This is a genomic window from Deltaproteobacteria bacterium (assembly GCA_020848905.1).
Lineage (GTDB): Bacteria > Myxococcota_A > Polyangia.
In genome coordinates this window covers 96867-110194 of sequence record JADLHG010000030.1, presented here as the reverse complement: position 1 = coordinate 110194, position 13328 = coordinate 96867, and the positions used below count along the sequence as shown (strand labels likewise).

The following is a 13328-nucleotide window of genomic DNA, read 5'->3' as shown; positions in this document are numbered from 1 at the left end:
GCTCGTCCCGGTGCTCCAACACCAGCCGCACCGCGCGCTCCCGTACCTCTGGTGAAAACGTGCTCGGTCGTCCCATGTCTCCATCCTCTCAACAAATGGAGCCTCCAGGAAAGCCGGGGCGGTTCAAGAGCTTCGAGGGGTTGGGCGTGGGCGTCGGCGTGGGAGGGACATCCTGCCACGTCGCGCTGGTCCAGGTGCAGCGCGCGCCGGGCTCGATTTCGCGTCCGAGGGGGTTGCAGAAGCAACGGTTCGGGTTGGTGTTGCCGCAGCACTCGCCTTCGCCGCAGTAGTAGTCGCCGTAGCAGGTGTGGCTGACGTTACCGCTGCGGTTCAGGCCGCAGGGCCCGTAGACGGGGTTCGACGAGACCGTCGACGGAGCGGGCGGCGAGGCCAGGAGCGAGGAGTTGACCCTCAGGGCGCAGGCGCGCTGGGCCTCGCACGCGGATTGCGAGGCGTAGTTCTTGAAGTAGGGCGAGCCGTCGTAGATCGCGCGGTTGTCGTAATGGCAGGCCACGCCAGCCGCCCAGAGCTCCGTGTCGAAGTACCAGCCCCAGTCGGCGCGGTAGGAGCAGGTCCCCGCGACGCTGAGCTCCTGGCAGACGGGCGGCTGGTTCCGCTGGCACTCGGCCTCGAAGGTGAACGTGGCGCTCTGGGCCGTGCTGCAGGTGTTGTCGTCGCGACGCTCGACCGAGACGAAGGCCCACAGGCCGCCGGGTCGCTGGGCGCAGCTCGCCGCCGCGCAGCGCGCCGAGGAGGCAGCGCGCGTGGGCTGGGTGCCGCGGGAGGACGTCCCACTCTGTCCGCACGCGGCGAGGAACACGACCACGCTGGCGAGGTGCAACACACACGTATCCTGTCGACGCATTGGGGCCTTCCTCTCGCGGAGCGCGTCGTGCGCTGAAAAAACTGGTTGTTCTGGCGCGCGCTCAGCAAGTCCCGTACCGCTGGCGCAACGCGGCGAAAGGACGCCATGCGTCACGTGGGGCGGCGGTCGGGTCGCGAGACGCGTCGGGCGCGGGCTCGGCGAAGTGGCGAGGATCACGACGTAGGGCGCCGGCGTGGCAGAACGCGCCGGCCTCCGACGGCGCCGCGCCGAGGGGCACTTTCCGTCGAGAATCGTGCCCCGCCGCGTTGGAGGCGGCGGACGCGGTGAAGCGCGCCACCGTGGAAGGCGCTGCTGCCGGTCGATGGGCCGTTCGCGACCGAAGCGCGCGTCGGGTCCTCGAGGCGGTGTGTCGGTGTGTCGGTGTATTATGGGCCTGCTCCATGACCGTCGTCTCCCTCGGTGTCCTCGGCTACGTCGTGCTGCAGCTCGTGGTGGGGCTCGTCGTGTCGCGTCGGGTGCACACCGAGGAGGAGTACCTGGTGGCCGGGCGCTCGCTCGGGCCCGTGCTCACCACCGCGTCGCTCTTCGCCACCTGGTTTGGCGCCGAGACGTGCCTCGCCGCGGCCGGCGAGGTCTACCAGCGCGGACTCTATGGCGCGACCGCCGACCCGCTGGCCTACGGTGCGAGCCTCGTGCTCGTCGGACTCGTCTTCGCCGTCCCGCTCTGGCGCCGCAAGCTCACCACGCTGGCGGACCTCTTCGCCCAGCGCTACTCCGGCTCGGTGGAGCGGCTGGCGGCGCTCATCGCGATCCCGAGCTCCCTCATCTGGGCTGCAGCGCAGGTGCGCGGCTTCGGCCAGGTCCTCGCCTCGTCCTCGGCGCTCGAGGTGCACACGGCCATCGGCCTCTCGGCCGCGATCGTCGTCGTCTACACCGTGGCGGGGGGCCTGCTCGCCGACGCGGTGACCGACGTGGTGCAGGGGATCGCGCTGGCCGTCGGACTCATCGTGACCCTCGTGGTGGTGACGCTGAACCTCGGCGGACCGGCCTCGACGCTGGCCGCAGTGAGGCCGGCCCTCCTTCCCGCGGCCGCTACGCCCCCCGGGTGGCTCGAGGTCGTCAACCTGTGGGCGATACCCGTCTGCGGCTCGGTTCTCGCGCAGGAGCTCGTCTCGCGCCTCATCGCCAGCCGGTCGGCGAGGGTCGCGCGTGGCTCCGCGCTCGTGGCGGGTCCGCTCTACCTCCTCTTCGGTGCGATCCCCGTCTTCCTGGGTCTGCTCGGCTCGCGCCTGCTTCCCGGGATCACAGCGCCCGAGCAGGTCCTCATGCGCCTGGCCCAGGAGCACCTGCCCATCTGGGTCTACGTACTCTTCGCCGGGGCGCTCGTGTCGGCCATTCTCTCGACGGTGGATAGCTGCCTGCTGGCCGCCGCCGGGCTGCTCGCGCACAACGTGATCGTCCCGCTCAAGCCGGGCCTGAGCGACGCGGGGCGTTTGCGGCTGGCGCGCCTCGCAGTCGTGCTCTTCGGCGCCATCTCCTACTTCCTCGCGGTGCACGCCGACGGGATCTACCAGCTCGTGAAGGATGCGTCGGCCTTCGGCAGCGCCGGAATCTTCGTCATCGGGCTCTTCGGGCTCTTCTCGCGCTTCGGTGGACCGCCGGCCGCCACCGCCTCGCTCGTGGTCGGGACGCTCGGCTGGTTCTCCGCGGCCTACTGGCTCAAGGTCCCGTACGCGTATCTGCTCTCGCTCGGGGGGGCGTTCGCGGCCTACCTCGTCGTCGGGTTCTTCGAGCGACGACCCGCGAACGAGCCCCTCGAGCGCTGACCGATCCCATGGCGCGCCGGACCCTACGGCACGCGCTCGCAGATCACGGTGTCGCGACCGGGGTCGGAGCAGGGGGCGTCGTTCCAGTAGCCGCGCAGGCTGGCGGTCGGCAGGTCGGGGGCCCACAGGACCACGCAGCTCTCGATGCCCTTGTCGTTGTTCGGCTCCCCTTTGGCCCAGCGGGTGTAGGTCGGCTTCTTGCCGCTCTCCCAGACGAAGTCGTTCAGGCCCGTTCCGTTGCGCCGTAGCCCGATGAAGGCCGCCCAGGAGTAGCGAGGGATGAGGTTGTAGATGAAAGTGTTCTCGGCCGCCGACTCGACGGATACCACCACGGCGCCCCTGCTCTTGCACACCTGCTTCGCCGCTGTGTAGTCGAGCCACTTGTAACCGAGGGCGCTGTAGCAATGCCCTCCGAAGGGGGTTTCCCCGTGCTGACAGGTGATCCCGCCGCCGGTGTCGGGCAGCGGCGGGGGCACGAGGTCCGTACCTCCGTCGGCGCGGGACCCGCCTCCGTCGAGACGATAGGGAGTGATGCCGTCGCGGGTCGGGGTCGGCGGCGGGCGGCGCGCGTCGGGCGGCGTATTCGAGAAATCGATCTCCCCTCCGCAGGCGGCCAGAGCCAGCAGCCCGAGCAGGAGCGAGCGCGATGCGGGGCGAGGCGAGGTCAGTCGTGACCGCCGGCTGGGGTCGCGGGTCGGAAGGCGCTCACCGCGCCATTCTGCCGAGGCTCGTGGTTTCCCGGCCTTCGGGCCGCACCGGTCCATGCCGTCAGCTCTCCTCCCCTCTAGGGTAGCAACGGGCGGGCCAGGCCGCATGTTTGGCGACGTGGGGGGCGACGATCGCCCGAGCCGGGCCGCGCCGGCCCCTTCCGACCCGGGGCTGCGCCGGATAGGGGTCAGCTCGCTACGCAGCGGGGACCCATCCCCCACCCGCGCTCGCCGGCGGCGTGAGCCAGGTTACGCTCCGAGGGCCCGCCACGGCGCGCAGTGGCCTGGGACCACACGCTTTCCCCTCCGCAGGCGTACGACGACGGTGGCCACGGCACATGGGTTGCTTCATTCAATAGGTCCAGCCGAGGAGTGACATGGGAACGGTGAAGGAGCTCTTGAGGGCGCGCAGGACGCAGTCGGTGCTCACGATCCCGGGAGACGCCACGGTGCTCGAGGCCGCGCGGCAGATGGCGCAGCACGAGCTCGGCGCGGTGGTGGTGGCCGAAGGGGAGGTTCCGGTCGGGCTCCTCACCGAGCGGGACGTGCTGGCGCGCGTCGTGGCGGTGGAGCGCGACGCCGGTGCCACGCCGGTCGCTGCGGTGATGTCGCGGCCGGTGCGCACGATCCGTCTCGGGGCGAGCATCGCCGAGGCGCGGCGCGCGATGGTGGCGGAGGGACGCCGGCACCTCGTCGTGGTGCGCGAGGACGGCGGGTTGGCGGGGGTCCTGTCGATGCGCGATCTGCTGCATCACGAGGTAGCGGAGCAGAAGCAGACGCTCGGGTTCCTCAAGGACTACTTCTTCGATTATTACCGTTAGGCGATTGATCGGCGGACGGCGCTCATTCCTCGTCGAGCGTCGCGCGCACGCGATGCAGTAGCTCGTTCGCGCGGAAGGGCTTCTGCACGAAGCGCGTCCCCGGCTCGAGCACGCCCCGATGCACGATGGATTCGTCCGGGTAGCCCGACATGTAGAGGACGCGCATGCGCGGCTGGAGGAGCCGCGCGCGGTCCGCCAGCTCGCGCCCCGTGATGCCGGGCATCACCAGATCGGTGAGCATGAGGTGGAGCGATCGATCGGGCTCTGCGCAGAGGGTCAGCGCCTCCTCGCCGCTCGCCGCTTCGAGCACCTGATACCCCTGGGCCTCGAGGAGGACGCGGGTGAGCTTGCGGACCTGCTCCTCGTCTTCGACCACCAGCACGAGCTCGCTGCCGCGACCGGCGGTCGGGGGTGAGCCGTCGCTCGCGGCAGCCGCCGCCGAGGGCGACAGCACGCGGGGCAGGTAGATCGAGAAGGTGGTGCCCTTGCCCGGCTCGCTCTCGACGACGATCTGCCCGCCGCTCTGGCGCACGATGCCGTAGACCGTGGCGAGGCCGAGGCCGGTCCCCTTTCCCTTCTCCTTGGTCGTGAAGAAGGGCTCGAACACGCGCGCGCGCGTCTCTGCGTTCATTCCCACGCCGGTGTCTTTCACACGAAGGAGCACGGCGCCTTCCAGGGCGAGTCCATCCGGCGCGATTCCCTCGAGCGGTGAGGGGCCCACGTTGCGCGTCTCGATGACGAGCTTTCCGCCGCCCGGCATGGCGTCCCGCGCGTTGACGGCCAGGTTCATCACCACCTGCTCGAGCTGGTGCGGGTCCACGCGGGTGGTGTGCAGTGCCGGCTCGAGGTCTACGGCGAAGTGGATGTCTTCTCCGATCACGCGCCGCAGCAGCCGTTCCGTGTTTCCGACGAGCTGATTCAGGTCGAGGATCTCGGGGGCCAGGATCTGTTTCCGGCTGAAGGCGAGGAGCTGGCTGGTCAGCGCCGCGGCGCGTTCGCCCGCCCGCTGGATCTCCTCGAGCTCGTCTCGAAGGCGCTCGGACTCGGGGCCTCGGGAGAGCGCGAGGTTGGCGTAGCCCAGGATCACGCTCAGGAGGTTGTTGAAGTCGTGCGCCACGCCGCCGGCGAGTCGCCCCACGGACTCCATCTTCTGGGCCTGGACGACCTGTTCCTCGAGGCGCTTCTGGTGGGTGAGGTCTACCCCGAGACCCACCACGCCGACCACCTCTCCGCGGGAGTTACGCAACGGCGCCGCGTGGACGTTCACCGTCACGCCGCGCCCGTCCTTGGTGGCACAGGGCATCTCGACCCCGGCCATTCCGGTGCTCTCTCCCGCGCGAAAGCGCCGCAGGCCCTCCCAGAAGAGCGGGCGAGTGGCTTCGGTCACGGTGGGCAGCAACTTGCCGAGAACCTCCTCGGCGGTCCAGCCGAAGAGGCGCTCGGCGGCCTTGTTCCAGAGCTTCACCTTTCCGTCGAGATCCAGGATATCGATCACGATCGGCGCGGCGTCGATGAGGGCCCGCAGCGTGTCGCTCGTCTCGCGCAGCGCCTCCTCCGTTCGTCGACGTCGCACGAACTGCCCGAGCTGGCGGCCGAGGTCGTCCATCATGTGCAGCATGAAGCTGTCGGGTTCGAGGGGCGCGGCGCTTAAGAGCTCGAGCACGCCGAGGAAGCGACCGTCGAGGACGAGGGGCGAGCCCAGCGCCGCGTGCAGGCCGGCCTCCGTACTCGCGCGGGCCCGCGGGCAATCGGGCAGCCCCGCGACGTCGGGGATCCACGTGGCGCGTCCCGAGGCCCAGACCTGCCCTGGCACCCCCACGCCGCGTTCGAAGCGGTGCCGGCGGCACGCGTCGGCGAAGGCCTCGAGCTCGGTCCCCGTAGAAGGCCAGAGCTGCGCGCAGCGCAGGCAGTCCAGCCCCTCCTCGGGCAGCCAGAGCGCGCCGAAGCGGAAGCCGAGCGTCTCGCAGAGGATCTGCAGGACGTCCCGGGCGGCGTCGTCGAGCGAGCTCGCCTCGGCGAGCGTGCGGGTGATGGCGAGCTGGGCTACGAGCCGTCGCTCGGCTCGCTTGCGTTCCTTGATCTCGCGGGTCCAGTTGGCCTGCTGGTCGGGCGTGGGGTCCTGCGCGCCGCGCAGCAGCCGAATGGTCTCGTGCGCCTCGGCGAGGAGGCGGCGGAGCTCAGCGACGTGGTGAGCCAGCGGCTCGTCGGTACTCATGAACGGAGGCTGTATCCATCATAGCGTCTTCGCGGAGCGACGGCGAGAGCGACGGGCGTGGATGAGCGCAGCGAAAAGCAGAAGCCCGATGGGAAGCGCCGTCGGAGAGGGCGCGTTCGCGACCGCGGCGCAACCGCCGACGGCCCTCTGCCCCGCAGGGCTCGCCTGGTCGGCGAGGGCCGGGTCCGTATCCTGCGACGCCGTGGGCGAGGGGGCCGAGGTCGCGGGTGCGGGGACGCTCCCCTGCGTGGGCATCGGCGTCTCGGCGCACTGGCCGCCGGGGGGCGTCGGCGTGACGGCGAAGGTCAGGCTGGCCTTCGGTCCGTACCACTCCGACAGCTCGCTGATGAGCTGCCACTCCGTGCGGTAGGTGCCGGGGGCGGTCGGCACGGCTCCTTCGATCGTGAAGCGCACCGTCTCGCCCGGGCGGACCTCCCGGTCGCTGGCCTGGTTCAGGCTGACGCGCGTCTCGCTGCTCAGCACCTCGCCGCCACGGTGACCGAGGCGCACCGCCTTGCCGGGGTCGGCGCCGCCCTGATCGGTCCAGGTCAGGGTCCCGGTGTTCTTCAGCTCCACCACGAGTCGCAGCTTCTGGCCGGGGCACACCGAGGCGGACGCGGCGCCCTGTCCGGCGAACGCCCCCTCGGCGCCCTGCCGGACGAGCTGCGCCGCCAGCGCGGGCGTGGTAGCGGGAGGCGGCGTGGTGGTGGGAGGCGGCGTGGTGGTGGGCGGCTGCGCGTCGTCGGTCGTGAGGTACTTGCGGCGGATGGCCTTGTGCTCGGGTCCGATAAAGCGCGTGGTGTTGACGATCCCGGTGCTCGGGTTGAGCGCTTCGTAGGTCTGCATCTTGCCCCACTTGTCGCCGCCCGCGTAGAGCAGCACGTGGTTGCCCGCGCTGCCATGCACGACCAGTCCGTCGCCCGGGAGGAGCTCGTCGCGCTTGATGCCCGTCCAGTGGGTCGTCTCGTTGTAGAAGTGATAGGTCGTGTAGGCGCGGGTGCAGGTCGTCGTGGGGGAGGCGTCGGGGACCTGCCAGACCTTGCCCATGTAACCGGAGCAGTCGGCGCCCTTCCAGCTCTTGTTGTTCGGGTCCCAGCAGCTCCCCCCCCAGACGTAGTTGCAGCCCACGCCGCTCGCCGCGCGGTCGATGATCTGCTTGCGCGACATCGTGGGGGGCGCGGCGGTCGCCACGCCGAGGAGCACGAGAGGAAGGCCGAAGGCCAGGGCCAGCGCACGGCGCGTCATGGGCGGCTCGCCTCTCGCGCGGCTGCGCTGAAGCGTCGCAGCGTGACGCCGTCGGGCGTGACGTGGAGCTGCACGACGGCGCCATCGGGAGCTACGGCCACCGGACGCGCGGGTTCGAGCGCCGTGGGGGGCGCGAGCTCGAGCTGACGAGGGGCGCTGCGGCCGTCGAGGACCACGAGGACCTGGCGCAGGCCGGCGGTCTCCGGGTCGGGCCCGCGCGCGACGACGATCACCACGAACAGCCGTCCCGCGGCGTCGGTCGTCACCTCGCGGATGGCGGTGATGGGGTGGGCGCTCTGCAGGTCGGCGAGCGGGCGAACGTGGCCGCGCTCGTCGAGCTCGCCCACCGTGAGATCGGTGCGGCCGGTGAGGGCCGCGACCAGCGGTCGGCGGGAAGAGCGCGTCGGCCGTCCGAGGACGGGGCGGAGCTGGGCGGTGGCGGGAACGGGGGCGCCGGCCCGAAGGAGCGGGACGCAGCGCAGCGGGTCGGCTTCGATCCAGAGATCGGGCGCGGCGGGCGAACCCGCCACGAGGAGAGCACCGGGGACGCGCGCGGCGGCCGGCACGGGGAGCGTGCGTCGGAGCTGACCGGTCGTCAGGTCCAGCGCGTGGACTTCGTAGCGGTCCGGGGCGCCGCTCGCGTGGGCCAGCACGAAGAGGTGCGCGCCGAGGGCGACGAGATCGCGGGGGTGACCGCCCGGCAGGGGCAGGGCGCGTTCGGGTCGCCCGCGCGGACTCAGCACGAGGACGCGACGGTTGGCCGCGTCCAGCACGAGGAGCTCGCCCCGGGGACCGAAAGCCAGGGCCGCCGGCCCGAGCCCCGCACCGTCGGGGTCGCGGCCGAGCTGGCCTGCCCCTCGACCCCAGCCGGTTCGCACGAGGAGCTCGCTGGCGGCCTGCGTGGCGTCGGCGCGCTCCGTGACGCGATGCGTAATCGACCGCGCGGCGACACGGTCCGCAGTGGCAGCGGCTGGGAAGCCGAGAGCCGCGAGCAGCCCGAGCCCGGCCACGAAGGTCCCCCACCATCGGGGGCGGCAGCCCGGCGCGGTCGCCGGGGAGAGTGAAATGGCCGGGTGCATGCGGCCTGGTTTAGCAGGATGCGTGCCGGCGGGCGGCCCGGGGAACGCGCACACGATATCAAGGCCTTGCCTGGCCTGACGGGCCTCCCGCGAGGTCTGGGCCCCCTCTTGCGCAGGCCCTGCCGCAGCCAGGTGACCCACCCAGGTTGGTGACCTTCGTCCCCAGCGGGGTCGTGGCCGGACCGAGCCAGCGGGGGCGGCCGCGCTGCCGGCGTCGCTACCGGCGTCGCTCGAGGTGCCTGAGCTCGGCCCGTGCGACGGCCAGCCCGCGGTCCACCGAGAGGGCCCGGCGGTAGTACGAGAGCGCCTTGTTCCGGCGCGACTGCGCGCGGTAGAGGCGGGCCAGCTCGAGGCAGCCGGTGGCCGAGGGCTCCCCAGCGTGGCACGCGGCGAGCAGCAAACCCTTCGCGCGGCGCAACTCGGGGTCTGCTCCCTTACGGAGCCAGCGGCCGAGGCGGGCGCGCGCCACTGCGGCCTGGCGCCGCTTGCCGTCTACGACGAGCTGCTGCAGCGCGGGCTGTCCGACGGCCCACACCTTGGTGTGCTGACCGAGCTGGCCGTAGATCTCGGCCACCTGCAGGCGCAGCTCCACGTCGTCCGGGCGCTGCGCGAGCGCTTGCTCGAAGAGCCGGTCCGCGCTCTCGAGCCGTCCTTGTGTGGCGTCGAGGTGACCGAGGGAGACGAGCGCGTCGGGAGAGCGCGCGGGGGTCGGCTCCGTCGGAGGTGGATTCGGGGCTGGAGTTGCAGCCGCCGCGGCTGCGGCGCGCGGGCCGGGCGGTGTGCCGCTGCGTTCGCCGGTTGCCGCGGGCTCGGGAACCGCGCGCGGCCCGGGCGCGCTCTCCAGCTCGAGGGAGGCGTTGCTCGCGGCGGGCGCCAGTCGCTCGGTGCGTAGCTGTCCGATGAGCAGTCCCGCGGCCAGGCTGGAGGCGGCCACGGCGACCGGTACGGCAATCCAGAGCCACGGAGGGCGTCGACGCGGGCGCACGAGCTCCGTCGGCAGCTCGGCGCTGGTTACCGGCTCCGCCGCGGGCATCGCCGCCTCGGGACCAGGCCGTGCGCTCTCCCGGCCGAGAGGCCTCGGCGTGGGGGTGCGGTCGGAGGGGGCGTGGCGAACCCGGAGCGCTGGATCGATCGGGCCTTCCGGGGTTGGGGCGTCGGCGCTCGGCACGCCGGCGCCAGGCACTCTGGCGCTCGGTGGCTGGGCAGCCGGAGAACGCTTCGCCTCGACGATCAGATCCCCGGAGGAGGAGACGCCGCGCGGCGCGGGCGCTCCGGGCTCCGCGCGACGCGGATACCAGGGCGCGCCGGTCCCCGTGCGGGACGCGACGTTGTCGCGTAGCTGGGACAGGTCCGCGGCGCTCAGGATCACCTGAGGCTCCGCCCCCGTCATGGACGGGGTCGGCGTACGTTCCGCCCCCAGCTGATGCCGTGGCCGTTCGGCCGTCATGTCCGTCAGGTCGAACAGCCGGTGGGCGGTCGTGCGGCGACCCACGGGCCGGATGGATTGGTCGAGCAGACCCGTGGTGCTCGAGAAGTGCGCCCGCGCCGCGTGCTCCTGCTCCACCTGCTGGCGGTTGAGCATGCCGAGGTCCACCAGCGCATCCCCGATGCGGCACTGGCGTCTCTCGGACTGCGCGAGGGCCACCGCGCGCTGGTGCTCGTCGATTAGCCCGCGGTGCACGAGCCAATCGCCAAAGCGCAGCGTCGAGCTGTCGGCTCGGTGATGAATCCGCATGTTTGGCTCCCTGACCCACCCGCGCCACTGCACCCGATGGGCCACATGCTAAGTGGCCAAGATGGAAGCCGTCTCTGCGCAGCGGGTGACCACCGGCCCTCCTGTTTTCAGCAGGTGGGCGGCAGCGCTAGCCAGGATCCGGACGTGGCGCGCCGCGGCGCCGGCGGCGGTGCCCTCCCGGGGAAGGATCCCGCATCGCACACGTCTTCCGCGTGGCTGCGCGGATCGCGGGCGCAGTACACTCGGCCCGTCTCGGGAGGCATCCATGGTGCGAGGTCAGGGATCGGAAGGCGCCTTCGCCGGAGGCCACAGCATCATGGGCCTCGAGGAGCTGGTCCTCGCGGTGGAGCCCGACGACCGGGTCGCGTATCTCAACTCGGCCATGGCGCGCCTGCTCGGGGTTTCCAGCCGTGAGGCGGCGCAGGGAATGGCGCTCGAGGCGCTCGATCGGGGACCGCTCGGCGAGGGGGTGCTCTGCGGCCTGGTGCGCGCCGCGCGGCAGTCCCCCGTGCCGGTGACCGTGGAACGACTCTGCCCGGGGCTGCCCGTCGAGGCGCTTCCCTCCTCGGGAGAGCCGCGACCGACGGGAGATCCGGTCCTGCGCCTCACCGCCGGCGCGCGCGCGGGGGCCGTGCACCTCGTGCTGCAGGACGTCACCCGGCAGCGCTGGCTCGAGGCCACCTTCTCGCGCTACGTCTCGCCCGCGGTGATCGAGCAGCTCGAGCGCATGGACTCCTCGGCCTGGCTGCGCATGTCGCGCCGCGAGGTGACCATCCTCTCGGCGGACCTGCGCGGCTTCAGCGGGCTCTGCCAGGAGCTGCACCCCGAGGAGGTGCAGGAGCTGGTGAACGCCTTTCTCGGCAACATGCTCGACTGCGTGGATCTCTTGCGTGGGACCGTCGAGAAGTTCGAAGGCGATGGGGTGATGGCCATCTTCGGCGCGCCCCTCGAGCAGCCGGATCACGCGCTCCGCGGCCTGGTCTGCGCGCTCGAGATGCAGCAACGGCAGCGGCGCTGGATCGGCGAGCGGCGCACGGCGGGACGGGCCGCGCCCGCGCTCGGCGTCGGGGTGAGCAGCGGCCCCGCGGTGGTCGGCAACGTCGGCACGCGCCAGCGCCTGCACTACACGGCGCTCGGCCACACGACCAACCTGAGCGCGCGCCTCTGCGGGCTGGCCGAGGGGGGCGAGGTGCTCACGAGTCCCGAGACGCGCGAAGAGGCGCTCCGCGCGATGGCCGATCCGCGCGTGCAGCTCCCGCGCTTGCCGCTGACCTTCACCAGCCGCGGCGAGCTCCGGTTGAAGAACCTGGCCGCGCCGGTCGAGGTTCTCGTCGTCGGGGGTTAGGCGGCCGGCCGCCTTAGCGCGGGTCCTGACTTAGCTCGTGGCCTTCAGTCGCTGAACGGGTCGAGCAGGTCGCCGCCCGCCACGCGCATTGCCGCGCGCGCACCGCCTTCCGAGGGACGCAACGCAGCCCGCGCCGGCCGCGCCGGCCGCGTGGGGCGCCGAGCCAGCGCGCGACGAACCGACGGGATGGACGCCGGCGCCGTCGTGCTGCCTCGCTCTGGATTCGCCGGCTGCGCCTCGGGGGCGTCCGGCTCGGCGGATTCGGTGATCTGGGGCGCGACGGGCGGGGGGGCCGCGAGGCGTATGGGCGCACGCACGGCAGGGGCCGCTGCGGCGACGCGCGCACGCGCCGCGTTCGACACGGCGTCCGGTCGCGCGCGGAGCAGCTGCCACGCGCTCACGCCGGCTCCTGCGACGAGCACGCAGCCGGCGAGGGCGCCGAGGAACGCGAGGGCGCGACGTCGAGCCTCCGGGGCCGAGCGTGCCGGCAGAGGTTCCAGCCCGAGGTGGAAGCGCTCGGTCGGCACCTGGCGCTGCGTCAACGGTGTCAACGGCGGCAGGGGCGGTGGCAGGGCCGGGAGCGGCATGGGCAGCGGCGGCGCCTGCCGCGGAGCATCGTCGGGGTCCGTCGACGCGAGAGCCAGGAAGCCAGGGCTCGAGCGCACGGGGATGCGCGTCGGTAGCGCCTCGGGGGGACGCGGCGCGGGGTCCCGCGGGCTCGGGTCTCGTGGGCCCGGGTCTCGCGGCGCACGCCCCGTGGCGGCCGGCGGCAACGTCGGTCTGGGCGGCAGGGCCTGCGTCCCGCATCGCCGCGAGCTCGTCACGACGAGGCCATACGAGAGGGCGGGGCTCGACGGCACGAAGGTGGCGAGCCGGTCGTCGGGGACGCCACATGCGAAGGTCGACCCGTCGGGGGCGAGGGTGCGAAGCTGATCCTCGGCCAGCGGCCCGGCGAAGCCCGCCTTCGCCGGCACGACCGTGCGCACGCGATCGGCCCCGAGAAAGGCCGTCGACCCTTCTCGTTGCTCCGGGGAGAGCAGGCTCGCCCGTCCCTCCGGAGTGACCGCGACGCCGCGTCCGTTGACTACGCGGTACTGTCGCTCGTGCGGGGCGCGGCGGAGTTCGACGAGGTCGCGCTCCGTGGTGAGGTCGGGGAGAGCGTCAGCAAAGGGGCGCTTTCGACCGTGGGCCACGAGAACACCTCCGCGAGGAAATCACGTTGCACGGGTCGGGCCACGAGGCGGGCGTGGCTCGTGCGGCGCGGAACTGACGGCCAGCGCTGCGCTTGGTGGATCCACTGGCCTCACGGGCCGGCGCACTTGGGGTCATGAGTCCCCATGCCGGATCCTCGGCCTTCACCGCCTCAGGTCCTCCCACATTGGATTACCGTGTGATCGTGTAACTATACAGACTTGACGGGCGGCGGAGGGCCCTAGCGCGTCGGTGAGCGGCGCGCGCGGCTCACGTCGGTCGCAGGGGCCAATCCGCCCGCAGCTGGGGTCATTAGTTCCCTCCTGCGGTCGGTCTCG

10 protein-coding genes are annotated in these 13328 nt (G+C 72.3%); 3 read left to right on the top strand and 7 right to left on the bottom strand.

Annotated features, from left to right (window positions below):
• Positions 1–88 precede the first annotated feature (88 nt).
• Positions 89–865 (bottom strand): hypothetical protein, encoded by a 777-nt coding sequence (locus IT371_12210; GenBank protein ID MCC6748417.1) that lies wholly within the window; start codon positions 863–865, stop codon positions 89–91.
• A gap of 401 nt (positions 866–1266) precedes the next feature.
• Between IT371_12210 and IT371_12205 the strand changes: the two genes are divergently transcribed.
• A complete protein-coding gene (locus tag IT371_12205; GenBank protein ID MCC6748416.1) occupies positions 1267–2652 on the top strand; it encodes a sodium:solute symporter family protein in 1386 nt (461 codons plus the stop codon).
• A gap of 23 nt (positions 2653–2675) precedes the next feature.
• Here the strand turns inward: IT371_12205 and IT371_12200 are convergent, their stop codons facing one another.
• A complete protein-coding gene (locus IT371_12200; GenBank protein ID MCC6748415.1) occupies positions 2676–3416 on the bottom strand; it encodes a C-type lectin domain-containing protein in 741 nt (246 codons plus the stop codon).
• Positions 3417–3736: 320 nt separating this feature from the next.
• Here IT371_12200 and IT371_12195 point away from each other — a divergent pair, with 320 nt between their 5' ends.
• Positions 3737–4180 (top strand): CBS domain-containing protein, encoded by a 444-nt coding sequence (locus IT371_12195; GenBank protein ID MCC6748414.1) that lies wholly within the window; start codon positions 3737–3739, stop codon positions 4178–4180.
• Positions 4181–4202: 22 nt separating this feature from the next.
• Here IT371_12195 and IT371_12190 read toward each other — a convergent pair whose 3' ends face one another.
• The 4 genes from IT371_12190 to IT371_12175 all read right to left on the bottom strand — a co-directional run bounded on the left by IT371_12190 (position 4203) and on the right by IT371_12175 (position 10454).
• Positions 4203–6395, bottom strand: coding sequence for a PAS domain S-box protein (locus IT371_12190; GenBank protein ID MCC6748413.1), 2193 nt, complete (start codon positions 6393–6395; stop codon positions 4203–4205).
• Between the two features lie 18 nt (positions 6396–6413).
• On the bottom strand, positions 6414–7640 hold the full coding sequence (locus IT371_12185; protein MCC6748412.1) for a C40 family peptidase: 1227 nt from the start codon (positions 7638–7640) through the stop codon (positions 6414–6416).
• The gene (locus IT371_12180; protein MCC6748411.1) at positions 7637–8719 is read right to left on the bottom strand and encodes a hypothetical protein; all 1083 of its coding nucleotides are present in this window, start codon (positions 8717–8719) and stop codon (positions 7637–7639) included. The genes IT371_12185 and IT371_12180 overlap by 4 nt, the downstream gene beginning before the upstream one ends.
• A 217-nt stretch (positions 8720–8936) precedes the next feature.
• Positions 8937–10454: a tetratricopeptide repeat protein gene (locus IT371_12175; protein ID MCC6748410.1), complete on the bottom strand. Its 1518-nt coding sequence runs from the start codon at positions 10452–10454 to the stop codon at positions 8937–8939.
• Positions 10455–10719: 265 nt separating this feature from the next.
• Between IT371_12175 and IT371_12170 the strand changes: the two genes are divergently transcribed.
• Entirely contained in the window at positions 10720–11799 is a 1080-nt protein-coding gene (locus IT371_12170) for an adenylate/guanylate cyclase domain-containing protein (protein MCC6748409.1), read from the top strand.
• Between the two features lie 44 nt (positions 11800–11843).
• On the opposite strand, the gene IT371_12165 is transcribed toward IT371_12170, so the two are convergent.
• The gene (locus IT371_12165; protein MCC6748408.1) at positions 11844–12992 is read right to left on the bottom strand and encodes a hypothetical protein; all 1149 of its coding nucleotides are present in this window, start codon (positions 12990–12992) and stop codon (positions 11844–11846) included.
• Positions 12993–13328 lie beyond the last annotated feature (336 nt).